General features: G+C 37.4%; 11 protein-coding genes. 9 read left to right on the top strand and 2 right to left on the bottom strand.

Annotated elements, in window-relative coordinates:
- Window positions 1-50: 50 nt before the first annotated feature.
- The 7 genes from MY04_RS27020 (at window position 51) to MY04_RS26990 (ending at window position 13,088) form a co-directional block, all read left to right on the top strand.
- Window positions 51-1,406 (top strand): hypothetical protein, encoded by a 1,356-nt coding sequence (locus tag MY04_RS27020; RefSeq protein ID WP_066216252.1) that lies wholly within the window; start codon window positions 51-53, stop codon window positions 1,404-1,406.
- 10 nt (window positions 1,407-1,416) lie between these two features.
- Window positions 1,417-4,524, top strand: coding sequence for a SusC/RagA family TonB-linked outer membrane protein (locus MY04_RS27015; RefSeq protein WP_084006171.1), 3,108 nt, complete (start codon window positions 1,417-1,419; stop codon window positions 4,522-4,524).
- 11 nt (window positions 4,525-4,535) lie between these two features.
- Entirely contained in the window at window positions 4,536-6,158 is a 1,623-nt protein-coding gene (locus MY04_RS27010; protein WP_066216247.1) for a RagB/SusD family nutrient uptake outer membrane protein, read from the top strand.
- An 11-nt stretch (window positions 6,159-6,169) separates the two neighbouring features.
- Entirely contained in the window at window positions 6,170-7,522 is a 1,353-nt protein-coding gene (locus tag MY04_RS27005; protein WP_158297948.1) for a hypothetical protein, read from the top strand.
- Between the two features lie 85 nt (window positions 7,523-7,607).
- Window positions 7,608-9,515 carry a 7TM diverse intracellular signaling domain-containing protein gene (locus tag MY04_RS27000; RefSeq protein ID WP_084006170.1) on the top strand — a complete coding sequence of 636 codons (1,908 nt, stop codon included), beginning with the start codon at window positions 7,608-7,610 and terminating at the stop codon, window positions 9,513-9,515.
- Entirely contained in the window at window positions 9,512-11,518 is a 2,007-nt protein-coding gene (locus MY04_RS26995; protein ID WP_084006169.1) for a sulfatase family protein, read from the top strand. The genes MY04_RS27000 and MY04_RS26995 overlap by 4 nt, the downstream gene beginning before the upstream one ends.
- A 7-nt stretch (window positions 11,519-11,525) precedes the next feature.
- The gene (locus MY04_RS26990) at window positions 11,526-13,088 is read left to right on the top strand and encodes a sulfatase family protein (protein ID WP_158297947.1); all 1,563 of its coding nucleotides are present in this window, start codon (window positions 11,526-11,528) and stop codon (window positions 13,086-13,088) included.
- Between the two features lie 137 nt (window positions 13,089-13,225).
- On the opposite strand, the gene MY04_RS26985 is transcribed toward MY04_RS26990, so the two are convergent.
- On the bottom strand, window positions 13,226-13,768 hold the full coding sequence (locus MY04_RS26985) for a DUF1353 domain-containing protein (RefSeq protein ID WP_066216233.1): 543 nt from the start codon (window positions 13,766-13,768) through the stop codon (window positions 13,226-13,228).
- A gap of 244 nt (window positions 13,769-14,012) precedes the next feature.
- Between MY04_RS26985 and MY04_RS26980 the strand changes: the two genes are divergently transcribed.
- Complete coding sequence (locus MY04_RS26980) at window positions 14,013-14,360, top strand: helix-turn-helix domain-containing protein (RefSeq protein ID WP_066216230.1); 348 nt, start codon at window positions 14,013-14,015, stop codon at window positions 14,358-14,360.
- Entirely contained in the window at window positions 14,360-14,908 is a 549-nt protein-coding gene (locus tag MY04_RS26975; RefSeq protein ID WP_066216227.1) for a PIN domain-containing protein, read from the top strand. Before MY04_RS26980 ends, MY04_RS26975 begins: the two co-directional genes overlap by 1 nt.
- A 54-nt stretch (window positions 14,909-14,962) precedes the next feature.
- Here the strand turns inward: MY04_RS26975 and MY04_RS26970 are convergent, their stop codons facing one another.
- Window positions 14,963-16,021 (bottom strand): NAD-dependent epimerase/dehydratase family protein, encoded by a 1,059-nt coding sequence (locus MY04_RS26970; protein ID WP_066216225.1) that lies wholly within the window; start codon window positions 16,019-16,021, stop codon window positions 14,963-14,965.
- Window positions 16,022-16,172 lie beyond the last annotated feature (151 nt).

The following is a 16,172-nucleotide window of genomic DNA, read 5'->3' as shown; positions in this document are numbered from 1 at the left end:
AACTTATCAATCTAACTCAAATTTTCTCACAACTATTTATTAGAATTGAAATGATGAAGAAATACTTTATTCAACTTTTATCACTCTATCTCTTATTTTCTTGTACGCAAGAAGATAACGGCTTGTATGTCGGTCCTCCTAAGGATTTGAGATATGCAGGTGTAGCTGATTATGAGTGTGGAGATTATTATACTACTTATCAACCTTCGGTATTTACTGGAGGAGAAGAGGCTACATTTGGCCTTACATCAGTGACCTCTCAATCGGGCGAAAATATAGCATTAGAGAACAACTTTTCTATCAGTTCTCAAACGGGAATCATTACATTTTTGGAATACAATAACTTACTGCCAGGAAATTATACGTTTGATGTAAACGTCAAGAACTCTATGGGTGAGGTGAACTTTCCAAATGTATTATCATTTACTGCACATCAGGCAGCACCAAAGAACATGATTTATGTTCCACATATTTATTCAGTTTTTGGTAATGAATTAGATTTTAATTCTGAGATTCCTAGAACAAAAGGTGGTGGACCTTATACATTTTCTCTTCATAACCACAAGGATATTTTTAGTATTGATGAAGCGTTAGGTACTGTACAACTTTCTCAGGAATACACTATAGGTGATGAGGAAACAGAGGTATTTAGCTTAGATATTTCCATCCAAAATGCAAAAGGTGATTTGCTTAAAGAAGAAGCAATGTTTATTGAGCTTTTGGGTAAAAATGTAGGGAAATTACTTTTCCATGGCATTTCCTTCCAAGGAACAGAAGACAGCTATGGTTTAGAAAATATGGTCACTGAGCCTCATTATGGATCGGTAACTAAAGAATTGCTAGGTCAGGAATATACTACTGAAATTACTGAAGAAGTGAGTGGACCGGTGTTCGCAAGTAATATGTGGAGACGTGCGTGGGCAGGGATTCCTTTCCAAGTGAGAAACGAAAACGGTGTAATTAACGACGATATCTTTATTGGCTATTGGTCGTGGGAAGAAGAATCGAGAAACTTTTTGATTACAGATACAATCGATTTAACAGATTTTGAAAAGTCGGCTTACGTAAGTACAACAGGTATGTGGAGATACAATGGTGGTGCCATGAACGATAACCAACATTTGATGGTGGCCGTGATTGCCGCAGATGAACTAGATCTTGCTTCTCCAACTACATCGAATTGGGAAATTCTAGACAACGATATTTCTGATCGATTCTACCAATATCCATCGGGAATTATCGAAGAAGCAGAATTAAAAGCCAACGGAACAGTTCAAGTAGATATTCCAGCAGCTTACCTAGGTAAAAAGATTAAAGTGGCACTTGTGGCTGATTTCTTAAATCCAGAAATCGGATCATTATCAAGAAGATTTTATGTACACCAACTTCAAGTAAGAGCGCAATAAGATAAACGACATGAAAAGAATTATAAAATTAACTTTCTCTATCTTACTATCTGTTTTATTGAGTGTTCCACAATTGGGTATTGCTCAAGATAAGTTCGTTAAAGTAAGTGGTAAGGTAGTCGATGAAGATGGCTTGCCTGTTCCAGGTGCGAGTATTCGTGTAGAAGGAACAAAGCACGGTACAGCCTCTGATTTTGATGGTAACTATTCGATTAGAGCCAAAGTAAATGCGGTTTTAATGGTAACATATATTGGTTTTCAGAACCAAAGAATTCAGGTTTTAGGAAGAAAACAGATTGATATCGCCTTAGAACCTGATGTTCAAACATTGGATGAAATGGTCGTGATTGGTTATGGTAAACAAGATGCAAAAGAAGTATCGGGTTCCATACAATCGGTAGTGATGAGTGAGGAGATCAACTCCATGCCTGCGGCAAGTTTCGACCAAATGATGCAAGGTAGAATGGCCGGTGTACAAGTATCTTCAGGAGAAGGTGGACCGGGTCAGTCGATGAACTTCGAGATTCGTGGTGCCAATACCATTACGGGTTCTTCTGCTCCTTTATATGTAGTCGACGGATTCCCTTTGGAAGATCCCACTTTGTTTAGCTTGGACCCTTCGGATATTGAGCGTGTAGACGTTTTAAAAGACGCTTCTGCAACAGCAATCTACGGTTCGAGAGCATCAAATGGTGTAATTCTAATTACAACAAAACAAGGTACTTCCGGTAAGCCAGTAATTACTTTCAATACCAAAATGGGTATGTCGCAGGTTCCTGAAAACAGAATCTTAAAGACTTTGAGCCCACAAGAATATGTAAACGTTCAGCACGAAATTGGTGGTGGAGATGCATGGGGTGATGCAAGTAATTATACAGATGCCGATTACACCAATTGGCAAGATGAAATCTTCCGTCAGGCTCCTTTCCAAAACTATACAGTTTCTATGAAAGGTGGTTCAGATCAGACGAAAGTATTTACTTCGATTGGTTATGTAAATCAAGAAGGTACACTATTACGTTCAAGCTTCGAAAGAATCAATGGTCGTTTGAAGTTGGATCAGTCCATTGGTAAACATGTAGATATGAATCTGAATTTGAACTATGCAAATAGTAAGACGTACGGTATGAAAACGTCGACAGCGCAAGTATCAGCTATCAAGTCGGCCATTATGTTTAGACCAATGACACCTAAGAACGGAGATCTTGATGATGAAGATGAGTTAAGTGCTGGTTTCTATCCTCCAACATCGACCCTTAACAATACAGATCGTTTGGAAGAGGTGAACATGTTGCAGTCGAACGTAAACTTTACGGTAAGATTAGCAGAAGGTTTAAGCTTTAGAACGCAGTTGGGTTATCAGATGAGCATGAACGATACGAGAACATTCTTCAACTTGGGTACAAACCAAGCGGATAGAGGATCGGACGGTATCAATGGTTCTTTAGCTCAAGTGAAGTCACAAAACTACTTGAATGAAAATGTATTGATGTACAACTTCAATAAGAACGGTCATAAGTTTGAAACATTGGCAGGTATGTCTTTCCAAATCACCGAAAGATTTAGACAAACAGCTGCTGCTATTCAGTTCCCATTAGACGATCTAGGTTGGAATAATATGGGAATGGCGAACATGGCGGTAATGCCAGGTTCATCGGCCACTCAACAGAATTTAATGTCGGGTTTTGGTCGTGTTTCTTACTCATATAACAACAAGTATATCGTAACGGCATCGCTTAGAGCGGATGGATCTTCGAGATTTAAAGAAGGTAACCGTTTCGGCATTTTCCCATCAGCTTCAGCGGCTTGGAGAGCAGGAGAAGAAGACTTCGTAAAAAATTGGGGAGTATTTGATGAGTTAAAGTTCAAAGCTGGTTTTGGTACAACAGGTAACAACAGAGTTGGCGATTTCGATTTCTTACCAACCATGAGTGTTGCTCCAGGCTATTATTTCAATGGATATTATCAAGCAGCTTTTTATCAAACGCAATTGGCGAATACCAACTTGAAATGGGAGACAACTCAACAATTCAACGTGGGTACAGATATGGGCTTCTTCAACAATAGATTACAAGTGGATGTTGAATATTACTACAACTTAACGGATAACTTATTGTTCGATGCGAAAGTGGCACCATCAACAGGTTATCAGCAAGTGAAACAAAATATTGGTGCTGTGTTGAACCACGGTTTGGAACTTTCGGTGAATACTGTAAATGTGCAAACGAAGAACTTCCAATGGTCAACCAACTTCAACATCTCCTTTAACGATAACGAAATCAAGAAACTATCTTATGGTGAGGATTACAGATTATACGATCCAAATGTAGGTGGTATGTTTGCCGGAGAATTGTACTATGGTTTATTCGTTGGCATGCCGATGACACAAATGTACGGTTACCGTTACGACGGAATTTATCAAGTAGACGACTTCGTGAAAGGTGCTGACGGACAATTAAGATTGAAAGAAGGTGTGCCAGGTTTTAATTCTCAAACAGGTGAAGTAAGACCGGGTCTTCCAAAATATAAAGATGTCAACGGAGATGGAGTAATTGATGAAAACGATAAGGAAATCATCGGTAATCCAAATCCAAGATACTTCGGTGGTTTATCGAATACATTTACTTACAAAAACTGGGATTTGAGTGTGTTACTTACTTGGACAGTAGGACAAGATGTATTTAATGGTAACATGGCCGATTTCGGAGTAGTGGGTAACCAAAGAGGTAGAAACTACTTGGCTGATGTTGGAAACAGATGGCAAATGAACAACCCAATTAACGAAGGTGTTTGGGCTGCCCCTGGACCTACTCAAGAATATACGTATCAGCAAGTATATGGTGGACATCAAATGAGTGATTACTTTATTGAGGATGCGTCTTTCCTAAGAATTAAAAACATCACTTTAGGGTACACTTTCAATAAAGATCTATTGAAGAAACTAAAAATCAAAAACTTCAGAATCTACGGATCAGTCGATAACCTTTGGGTATTCACGAACTACTCGGGATACGATCCAGAAGTATCGGTGAGAAATCAGGCAATGTATAAAGGTATTGACTACTCGTCTTATCCTGCCGCTCAATCAGCAATTATTGGTTTACAAGTTGGATTCTAAAATTAAGAACAATGAAAAAATTCAATCAAATAGTATTTGTCATTATCGGATTGCTTAGTTCATGTCAGTTCTTGGACTTGCAACCAAAAGATGAGCTAGCAAGAGATAATTTTTATAAAAACGATAGAGAAGTTCGTTTGGCCCTATCGGGTGCCTATTCAAACATTAGAGAAATGTATGATCAAGATTTCTCTACTTGGATGAACACTGGAACGGACGAGATGTTGTACAAGCGTCAGAACTTCGGTAGAGAGTTAAGCCGTATGTCGTACAACGATTCTGATGTTGATTTGGCAAGAATGTGGAAAACAGGTTATGCGGGAATCAATATTGTGAATGATTTTATTGATAATCTTAACCAATTGGATACGATTCCAAACTTAAGAAGAGCCGATCACGATGTTATGTTGGGAGAAGCCTATGCACTTAGAGGTTTGATGTATTTCAACATGGTAAGAGTTTGGGAGCACATTCCTTTACGTTTGGAGCATTTCACGGATATCGAAGGTAACTTGGATATGCTGAATTTACCAAACACAGCAGCTCCAAAAATCTACAATCAGATTGTAGAAGACTTTGAGAATTCTATTGAATTAATGGACGAACGTCCGAAAGAATACGGAAGGTTATCCAAGCAAATTGCACATGGTCTTTTGGCAAGAGTGTATCTAACGATGGCCGGTGCGAGAATTCAAGGTGGAGATATCGGAATCGATTCTTGTCTGACGCAAGTAGTAAAAAACACCAACGCCATCACGGAGTACGGTTACCATCATTTACTATCTAGTTATGAGGAAGTGTTCATGAACCAAATTAAAGGTTTGAGAGTAGATACAGAGGTGATGTTCGAAGCGGACTTCACAGTATCGGAAGGTAGAAACTTGGGTGGCCGTATTGGTAACTTCAATGGGGTTCAGATTAACTTAACTACAGGTAATATGCCTTTCGCTACGGCACATGCTTGGATTACACCTTCGATGCATAAATCGTTGTACTACTCTAGCGATGAGCGTAAAGCATGGAACTGTGCGAACTTCAGTTTTGGATACAGAGATGGTGCATTTTATCCAATGAATATTTCTAATGAATTGAGATGGTTCCCCGGAAAATGGAGACGTATGACTCCTGGTTTAGATATGGACGGTAACTTCGATGGTACAGCTGAAAGCCTAGAAATGGGTGTTATCAATAAGGATAGAACATCAATTAACTTCCCAATTTTAAGATATAGTGATGTGCTGTTGATGAGAGCAGAAGCATTGTACTTATTGAATGGTGATAACGAACAATCTCGTTTGGATATTGAAGCGGTTAGAAACCGTGCGAATGCAGGAACGGTGAACTCTGGTTTGGCTCAAGTAAACGATAACTTTTTGAAATTGATTCAAGAAGAACGTCGTAGAGAGTTATGTTTCGAAGGTCACAGACGATTTGATTTAGTTCGTTGGGGTATTCTTATCGAGACCATGAAGCAAGTGAGTGAGAATGTGAGATCGAACCCAAGCTTTAGAGAAAATAACGAATCTCAGTTGGCTTTCCCAGGCGAAAGAGCAGAAGAGAAACATGTGGTGTTCCCTATTCCAACAGAAGAGATGCAACTGAACGTGAATATCAAACAACATAACCTTTGGTAAACGGAATTGAAATGAAAAAAATTATCACAAACATACTAGCTGCGCTTTGTTTGACTTCCTGTTTAACAGAGCATGATGTTGATTTTTCACTCCCTCAAAATCAACCTGAGTCATTGCTTTATCATAAAAATGATGAAGTTCGACCAGTAACCATCGCTTTCGAAGGAGAAGCGCCAGAAACGATGGCTGAAGGAGATTTAACGTTCGAGCTATCGAAAGTGAGCGTGCAACAAGATACTATTCTAGCTGTGGTTGAAGACAGCTTGAATCCATTTGAGATTGATCCAATTACGGGTGTTATCAAATATGTACCTAACGATAGTACGCAATTGGGACAATACCTATTGGATGTGTCTTTAAGTAATGAGGCAGGGGAAACGGCTTTCAACAACGCGTATAGAACAGTATTGGAAGATTGGAGACCACTAATTCATCTCAACTCTAAAGGATCCGATACAGATGTAGTGTTCTTAATTGATGAAGATGGAAACCCTATTTCTAGCACTATTACAGACTTATTTGTGGAGACGGTAAGAAGTCCATTAGATTCTATTCAAATTTCTGTTACCCCAGAATTGCCAGAAGGAACAAAGTTATTGCTAAATTCGTTTGGTCAGTTCTACTTTACAGGAAAGCTAGAAAATCAGATGTATGAAGTGTCTTTGTTTACATCAAATGAGTATGGGGATATTGAGGCTCCTGTAACATTTGCATTAACTACACAGGTGGTGTTCACAGAAGAACGTCAGTTGTTTGATATGGAATTGACAATCAATTACAAGCCAGATGGTTTAGGAGAGTTTGAGTTCGAAGGAATGCTTTACAAGCAGATTTCCGGGCCAACTATCGGAGAAACGGCAACTTGGTGGAACATCAATAGAGAAAGAAATAATCATCCAGATCAGGATAGAAGAGAGAACTTTATTACAAGATGTTATGCGAGAACTATTTCAGGTTCATCAAAGGCAGAACATATTATGGTGCCACTTCAATCTTTTGATGCCGTGAACCTAAAATCTGTTACCGTAGAAACAGGCGTATTGTTCAATGCCGGTGTGGGTATAAATGGTTTACAAAGAATTGAAGTTCGTGTGGTAGGAGAAGCAGAATATCAATTGGCTTTAGAGCGTAATGATTTCGAGTCGAGAGTGAATCAGTGGCCATTGATTTATTCAACAGCTGAACACCAACGTGAGGCGAGTGGATGGTATTTCAAACACAACATCAAAGAACAAGGGGTATCTATAGATGATGATACGCAAATGAGAGTAGTCGCTTTAATTCGTCATTTAGACGATAGTAACAGTGGTTACATGGGACTCGATCAGTTGACGATATCGGGTAAATACCTCATTCTAGAATAAGATTATCATAAGCCCAGGGTTTCAACCCTGGGTATTAAAATAAATTGAGCATTAACATTCGAAAGAAGAACACAACATTTTTTACATGAGGAAACTCTTCCAACATATTGTACATTCACTCAGCATTGTTCTTTTGTCGGCATTACCACTTTTTGCAATGGTCGATGGCGATGAGAAAACGATTCAGCTGGATGATTCCGTTCAAGAAAGTTTACTAAACCTTGAAAGTATACCTTACTGGAAGGACAGTACACGCTTAATTTCTTATGCGGAATTGCTTCAGTTACAACCCGACTTTGAGGTGGCTCAGCATTATTCGAAACATAATTATGATGCAAAATCAAATTATTGGTTACGATTTAATGTGGACATCGATAAGAGCAGTTCAAAGCATTGGATCATCGAGTTTTACGATCAGAAAATCCAGGAGATTATCGTCTTCTTACCCTTATTGGAAGGCGGTTTGAAGAAGGAGATTATGGGAGCATCTCATCCTTATTCAAAGAGAAATTATGATCATAAAAACTTCATTATTCCCTTAACGAGTGATATTGATTTTTCTAAGCCATTTTATGTGAAGATCAACAGTAATAAAAAGGTCGATTTGCACATGAACTTTAGAAGCATCAATAAGTTTGTGCCTTATGCTACAAAAGAGTATTTATGGTTTGGATTACAATACGGTGCCTTTTTGATTATGGCCGTGTATTCCTTCCTCTTGTGGTTGAGTATCAAAGACTTTAAATACATCGCCTATATTTTACACATCGCTGTGGTTTGCTTGTTTAGTATGGCCAACGATGGGGTAGGCTTCCAGTTTTTATGGCCGGATGCACCGATGATCAACGAGTTTGTCAATGCACTACTTGGGTTTGGGGTCTCGGCTTCTGTCACTTATTTTATCAAAGTAGTGGTCGATCCAAAATATTTGAACAGGTATCATTTATTTACGATCAATACGCTATTTGTTGTTCAGTTTGTCCTTTTTGTTTTCACCCTTTTCGGAACAATTCCATCAGGTGAAAAGCTTTCACTAATCATCACACTTTCGGTACTTTTAGTAGGCTTATCAAATGTCTATTTACAATCGAAAATGTCGCCTTACTATATCTTGGGCATCAGTTTTATGTGGGTCGGCTGTGTGATTTGGTATCTAAAATGGTATGGTATCATCCCTCATAACTTCTTTACATTTTATGGTTATAGGATGTCGGTGTTATCGGAAATGTTGGCCTTTTCTTTTGCCTTATACGATACGTTGAGGTTGTTGAAAGAAAGCGAACACATGGCACAAGCAGAGTTGCTTACTCAGCAGAAAAAAACAGAGTTGATGCAACAGCAAGTCATCGAAGAACATAAGAAGAATATCGAATTAAGTAATAAGGTAAATGAGGAGTTGGAGCAAAAGGTAAAAGAAAGAACGATTCAGCTTTTGGCAAGAGAAAAAGAATTGAAGGAACTGAACCAACAATTATCTCAGAGAGCACAGAAGTTGGGTAGTGATAATTATAAGCTGGATGTGACGAACTTTAATCTAAAGGACGAAATCAAGAAAGTGATTGAAAAACGATTTGTTAACCAAGTCATTACGATCAAAGAATTTCATGATTTATTCCCCGATGCCGATGCTTGTAAACGCTATTTATCCAATCAGAAATGGAGCGATGGTTTTACTTGTAAGCAATGTAGCGGGCATTCAGGTTCGAAAACTGGACAAGTATTTACAAGGAGATGTACAAAATGTGGGTATGTGGATTCGGTGACAAGTAATACCGTTTTCCATGGTGTGAAGTTCGATTTAACGAAAGCCTTTTATTTATCCTACATCACATTGTACCAACCCGATGCGTATACCAATATTGAGTTGAGCGAAATGTTGGAGATGTCTAGGAACACCATTTCAAAATTTAAAACGAAAGTGAAAGAAGCGAAACAGAACAATTTGATGTTGCCGAATTTCACTATTGATAAAGTTAAAGACGACACCAAATGAAAAAGATACATCAAATAGTGTGCGTTTTGATGATACTGACCACTTCAATTTTTGCACAAGATCGCCCCAACTTTTTGATTATCGTTGCCGATGATTTGGGATATGCAGATGTGGGTTATCATCATTTAAGTAAAGATATTCCTACGCCTAACATCGATCAGTTGGCGAAAAAAGGAGTGGCATTTAAGAACGGATACGTGACCGCGCCGGTATGTGGTCCGTCGAGAGCAGCCTTATTAACGGGGAGCTATCAACAGCGATTTGGGTTTAAAGATAATCCAGGTCCTTTCCGTCCTTCTCCAGAAGTTGTTCCAGGAATTTCATCTGAGTTCCCTACAATTGCAGAGACTTTGCAGTCTAACGACTATCAAACAGTGGCTATTGGAAAGTGGCATTTAGGAGGTCAGGAAGGAGAGGAGTTCTTACCGATCAATAAAGGATTCGATCATTATTATGGTTTCCTTGGAGGTGCATCATCTTATTATTTCGAAGACGAATGTTCCCAATTTTTTATGGAGGATGATCAACCCATCCAAACACCTAATGTGTATTTAACGGATTTATTTGGTCAGAAAGCCATCAATTATTTTGATCAATACGAAAGCGAAAAACCTTTCTTTATGTATTGGGCACCCAATGCGGTACATACGCCTTTGCAAGCACCTAAAGAGGTGATCAAGAAATTCGATCATATTGAAGATCCTGCCCGCCGTAAGCTAGTGGCAATGCAATATGTGATGGATCAGAATATCGGAAAGATGGTCGAAAAGCTGAAGGAAAAAGGGTTGTACGATAATACTTTCATTGTGTTTATTTCTGATAATGGCGGTAAACCTGACGATAATGCTTCTTTGAATTTGCCTTTAAATGGACAAAAAGGAACGTTGTACGAAGGTGGAATCAAGATTCCTTATTTCATGCATTATCCTAAGGAGATACCTCAAGGAAAAACGTTCGAACCAATGGTGACCAGCATGGATATTTATCCAACTATTTTAAACCTTGCCGGTGTTGAAGCACCAAAACATTTGAATGGAGAGAACTTGTTGCCCTACATCAAATGGGAAAAAGACGAAGATCCTCATCAGCAATTATTTTGGAAAAATGCCAATAAATGGTGTGTAAGAGATGGTGATTGGAAGCTGTTCTTCGATCAGAAAAATAAGAAAGTGAGGTTGTACAACATCGCTAAAGATCCTTACGAAAAGAACGATCTATTTGATGTTCACCCTGATGAAGTGAGCCGATTGAAAGAAATTTATGCGAAGTGGGATGAAGGAAATTCTTCTTTGGCCTGGGGATGGAATCCTGCAGCTGTGGGTAAATACAAAGTACATACTCAGTTTACTTTCGAAGATATCATTCCAGAGAAATTTCATTCCGATCAGTTTCACCAAGTATTGGTGATGGAAAACCCTCACCGAAAAGGGTTGAACAAGAGTGCTCATGTATTAGGTTTATCTAAAGATGATGAAGCTTCGACAGCATCTGTTGTTGTAAAACATACTCCATTGACTGCAAAAGAATTGGGACACTGTCACCTTAAACTTCTATCCGACCAATCGTTTGATGTTGAATTCAAGATTGTTTTGGGCGAAGAGAAAATTTCTAAGAAGATCATCAAAAAGTATGGGGGAACTGGAGAGTGGCAAGATCTTGTTTTTGATTATGCAGATACGAAGGGAAGAGTGAAAGGCATGGAAGTGGTTTTTCATGGTTTGACATCATCATCAAAAATATATTTGGATGATATTTGGTGGAATAATCAAGCTCAACCGATTATCAAAAATGAAGATTGTAAAGTGGAACAGAAACAGTTCTTTCCGAGTGTGCATCAGAAGAATAAAAAAGTGCTGACTTGGAAACCTGTACCGAATATCAATCGCTATGATATTTACCATAAAGGTGAGTTAATTCAATCTACATCAGAGAAGTATGTACTTATTCCAAAGGCATACAAACCAAAAGACATTACAATTAAACTACAAAACGATATACAATAATATAGGTATGAAAAGATTAATCAATTTGTTTACTACGCTGTGCTTACTTTTTAGCCCAATGCTTTTTGCACAGTCGACAACTCCAAATATTCTATTAATTACAGCCGATGATATGGACTATCATTCGGTAGGAGTGAATGGAAGTAATGTAGAAGATATTACGCCGAACATTGATCGTTTGGCGAATGAAGGAATGCGTTTTACAAATGCTCACGTTACTGTGGCAGTTTGTATGCCATCGAGAGGTGTGATTGGTACTGGATGTTATCCGAACAATAGTGGTATGACTGGCTTTTTTCCATCAAAACCGTCGGTTCCTACATTGGCTGAGGAATTAAAATTACACAAGAATTATAAACCTGGTGTGTTGGGTAAAGTAAAACATTCTACACCAAAGAAAGTAGAAAAATACGTTTGGGAATACAATCAGGATGCTAAAGATTTAGGTTCGGGTAGATCGCCTAAATTATACAAAGAGCATTTCAAGCAATTTATTGCTCAAGCGAAAGAGGAGAAAAGACCATTCTTCATGATGGCCAACTCACATGACCCTCACCGTCCTTTTTTTGTGGACAATCCAAACTATGAAAAAGGAGGAAAGCAACGTCCGTCTAGAATTTATACACCTGAGGAAATCGAAGTGCCAGGCTTCTTAGAAGACCTTCCTGAAGTGAGAAGAGAGTTAGCCAATTACTTCTCATCGGTGAAAAGATGTGATGATACGATTGGTGCATTGTTAGATGCTTTAGAAGAAGAAGGACTAACTGATAATACCATCGTCATTTTCCTTTCGGATAATGGTATGGCGTTCCCTTTTGCCAAATCGAACGTGTATTTACAATCAACGAGAACTCCATTTATGGTGAAATGGCCTAAGCATATTAAAGCAGGTCAGGTGAACGAAAAAGACATGGTTTCTATGGTTGATTTAATGCCGACTTTGTTGGAAGCTTGTGGTGTAGATGTTCCAAGGACATTAGACGGTAGAAGCTTCTTGCCTATCCTAGAAGGTAAAAAACAAAAGGATAGAGACATGATCTATACGCATTACAACGAGACATCAGGCAGTAAGGCCTTCCCAATGCGTGCCGTTCAGACACACGATTATTTGTACATTTTCTCTCCATGGGCTGTTGGAGGAAGACAGTACAAAACGTCATCAATTAATGGTAAATCTTTTACTGCTATGAAAGAAAAAGCGGTAGAAGACGAAGCTTTAAAATTAAGAGTAGATTTCTGCTTGTTCAGAACAGTGACTGAATTTTATGATCTTAAAAATGATCCAAATGGTTTGAACAATCTTGCGGATGATCCAAAATCGGCAAAGAAAATTGCAGAGTTTGAAAAACATATGCTAGCCTATATGGAAAAAACGAACGATCCAATGTTGGACATGTACAAGCATAAAGACGATGAGGATTATTTGATTAAAGCCACAGAAAAGCACCAAGAAATCGTAAATGATGCGAACCGAATTCGTAGAGCAGAAAAGAGAAAAGAAAGAAATGCTACGAATGGAAAATCAGATAAGCATTATCAGAAAAATAAAAAGAATAGAAATAGTCATTAATAATATGGATTATTTGTGACTCAATATTATGAGTATGAAGTTGTTCAATCAGTGTATTTGACAACTTCATACTCAGAAAAAATAATTAGAGTAATAGTAATGGAGTAAGTCCTTGGTGTTTCATCAAGGCCTTTTTTTTAATCAATTTCTTGATCCACCAACTTCACTAGCTTCTCAAAATTTTCTTCGTGTTCAATAATGTAACTCACCTTTTCAAGTAATTCATCATACTTATTTTTGATCAGTGCATCTTGATCCGTCTGAAAAGAGGAGAAACATTCTGTTTCATGTGTGGTCGTAATTCCTTTCCTCGACCACCAAGATCCGATAGAAACACCTAGATACAACAAAGCAGCACACTTCCATGTACAGCCATCTGTTCTGCATGCCTCAAAAAACATTTTATCTGCTTCTCTTCTCTCTTGATAAGATACGTTAGGATTGTGACCTTCGCCAGCAAAGTAATCGTGCACCACAGAGGCTCTTCTATACTTTCCTACAAAAGGAGATCCTACAATATTCCACAAAGATGAAGGGATGCTTGCTCCATTAATTTCTGCTCCCAAAGGAACATTCCATACTTTTTGGTCGTGATCGGTAAACGATAAGTCATCTAATAAAACCATCTGACAATCGTCGTCTTTCCATTTGGTAATTGGGTATCCGCTAAATTTCTCCATGTTATTTTAGTTTTAAATTGGTTAAGTATCGTTGCTATATTACTAAAACAGTTGTTAGTGTTATGGTAATAATTCAATATCGGTTACGCTTAATATACGAAATTTGGAGCGGAAATTAAAGAGATTAACTGATTCATTTGGAGGGGTGTACGAACGTTGTGGTGTAATATCAGTACTAAATATATTAAAAAATACATTTTCGAATATTTCAAATAATCATTATATTTGTAAAAATGTAAAGCTTATGTCTTATAATAACACGCAAAAAATTGAAGTAATCATTAATGGAACAAGAATGATTATTGAAGACGAGGATAAAATAAAATCTATCAAAAATATTGTTTTATCTGATACTGCTCCTGAAAAATTATCTACTTTAATTACCTCTCAAAAAGCAGCAGATATTTTAGGAATGTCACGTCCAACCTTAATCAAGCTTTCAGATAATGGTAAATTAAATTATATAAGAAATGGGAACCGAAGAATGTTCAAAGAACAAGATGTCTTGAATTACAAGATGGACAGAGAAAATATTGGTAAAAAACTGAATGAATTATCAGATTTGTCTAATGATTTAAATCTAGATGTATAATGATTAATTGTGTTCTAGATGCTAATATTCTATACCCGGTAATTCTGAGAGATCTTTTCTTATGTTTACATAACAACAATGCGATAAATGCTTTTTGGTCAGATTATATCCAATCTGAGTGGATTCGGAATTTAGCTTTAAATAGAAATGAAAACCCAAATAAATATAAAATAATAGCTGATAAAATGAATGCCATTTTTCCTGAATCTAATATTAAGTCTGAATTAATTGATGCTAGGATTGATGAAATTTTTTTATCCAAAGACTTAGATGATAGACATGTAGTTGCATGTGCCTTGGAAAGTAAATCAAATTTTATAATTACATACAACATTAAAGATTTTCCTAAAAAAGAATTAGTTCAATTGAATGTTACAGCCATTCACCCTGATGAATTTATTTATAGTCAATTGGATAGAGAATTACTTCATATTGCTTTCGAACAACAATTGAAAATGTATAAAAAACCACCTTATGATAAAGAGGAACTATTACATTTGTTTGATAAACGTGGTCTGAAATTAACTTCAAACATTATAAAAAAATAGAGTATCATGATTAGTCCAAGATTCATCCTTGAACTAATCATAATACAATTGATATTAAACTATTTTATTATCCACCAACACCTGGAAAGAATCTTCCATAGTTTCTTTTAGTGGACGGAAAGTCATTCCTAAATCATTTACTATTTTAGAATTGTCTGCTTTCCATTCGATATTGACATTGTTTTTAATAAACCTTCTAGTCAATAATTTATTGGTGAAAGGACCAACAATCATCAACAACCATTTAGGTAATGCTTTTTTAGGTAGAGGATAATTGGCTCCAAATTTATCTTGGAGGGTTAACCCCATTTCTAAGAAGTTTGTATTATGAGCTGAGGTAATGTATCGACCTTTGGCTTCTGGAGTGAAACCGGCTTTATAATGAGCTACTGCTAGGTCACGAACATCAATCACTCCAACGCCCATTTTTGGAGCTCCCATTTTAAAAGTACCGTCACCCATTTGTTTTAGTACCGCCATACTTTCTGATGTAGTAGCTACCGCATTTTGGGCAGGGCCCATGACAAATGCAGGGTTGATTGTTACTAAATCCCATTGTGATTGTGCATCTGCAATTTCCCACGCCTTTTTTTCTGCCAATGTTTTCGATAAAGAGTAAGGTTGATAATCCAAAGAAGCAGTGGTGTTCCAAACCTCTTCATCGATCATTCCTTTTGGTGTATTGGCTAAATCTGATGCGTCAGTATAAGTAGCCACTACACTACTGGTTACCACCACTCTTTTTACAGAGGGAGTATTATTGGCGGTTAATAGCACATTGGATGTGCCTTTTACGGCAGGGTCTACTAAGTCTCTTTGTGGATCCTTTACGTCTGTTATAAAAGGAGAAGCAGTATGATAAACCAATTCACAACCTTGCATGGCCTCTGCATAAGAATTTTCTGTTAGTAAATCGGTTTTGAAAAATTTGATTTCTCCTGGGTGTTTATCACCTAAGTCAATAAGGTGTCCAACTTTCTTTTTATTATCTGGATTTCTAACAGCAGCGTGAACAGTGATGCCATTTTTTAATAATTCTTCTACTAGCCAGCTTGCAACGTATCCGTTGGCTCCAGTAACTAAAACGGGTTTTGAAGAGTCAATTTGTGTCATATTGAAAGTGTTTAATGTTTCGTATTATAATTTATTCAAATTTCTAAAAACTTATGCTATCCAATAAGCACAGATTACTGTTAGGCTAACACAAATCATTAATCGTAGAATGAAATCCCCTTTAAAACAGGTTTAAATGGTAAATGTTTCT

It is taken from the genome of Flammeovirga sp. MY04 (assembly GCF_001682195.2).
In the GTDB taxonomy this organism is placed as follows: Bacteria; Bacteroidota; Bacteroidia; order Cytophagales; family Flammeovirgaceae; genus Flammeovirga; species Flammeovirga yaeyamensis.
Note: the sequence above shows the minus strand (reverse complement) of the source record. Positions and strands in the feature narration are given on the sequence as shown.

Bases quoted from the DNA above. Each gene is read 5' to 3' on its own strand.
- MY04_RS27020 (WP_066216252.1), top strand. From the start codon at position 51: ATGATGAAGAAATACTTTATTCAACTTTTATCACTCTATCTCTTATTT.
- MY04_RS27015 (WP_084006171.1), top strand. From the start codon at position 1,417: ATGAAAAGAATTATAAAATTAACTTTCTCTATCTTACTATCTGTTTTA.
- MY04_RS27010 (WP_066216247.1), top strand. From the start codon at position 4,536: ATGAAAAAATTCAATCAAATAGTATTTGTCATTATCGGATTGCTTAGT.
- MY04_RS27005 (WP_158297948.1), top strand. From the start codon at position 6,170: ATGAAAAAAATTATCACAAACATACTAGCTGCGCTTTGTTTGACTTCC.
- MY04_RS27000 (WP_084006170.1), top strand. From the start codon at position 7,608: ATGAGGAAACTCTTCCAACATATTGTACATTCACTCAGCATTGTTCTT.
- MY04_RS26995 (WP_084006169.1), top strand. From the start codon at position 9,512: ATGAAAAAGATACATCAAATAGTGTGCGTTTTGATGATACTGACCACT.
- MY04_RS26990 (WP_158297947.1), top strand. From the start codon at position 11,526: ATGAAAAGATTAATCAATTTGTTTACTACGCTGTGCTTACTTTTTAGC.
- MY04_RS26985 (WP_066216233.1), bottom strand. From the start codon at position 13,768: ATGGAGAAATTTAGCGGATACCCAATTACCAAATGGAAAGACGACGAT.
- MY04_RS26980 (WP_066216230.1), top strand. From the start codon at position 14,013: ATGTCTTATAATAACACGCAAAAAATTGAAGTAATCATTAATGGAACA.
- MY04_RS26975 (WP_066216227.1), top strand. From the start codon at position 14,360: ATGATTAATTGTGTTCTAGATGCTAATATTCTATACCCGGTAATTCTG.
- MY04_RS26970 (WP_066216225.1), bottom strand. From the start codon at position 16,021: ATGACACAAATTGACTCTTCAAAACCCGTTTTAGTTACTGGAGCCAAC.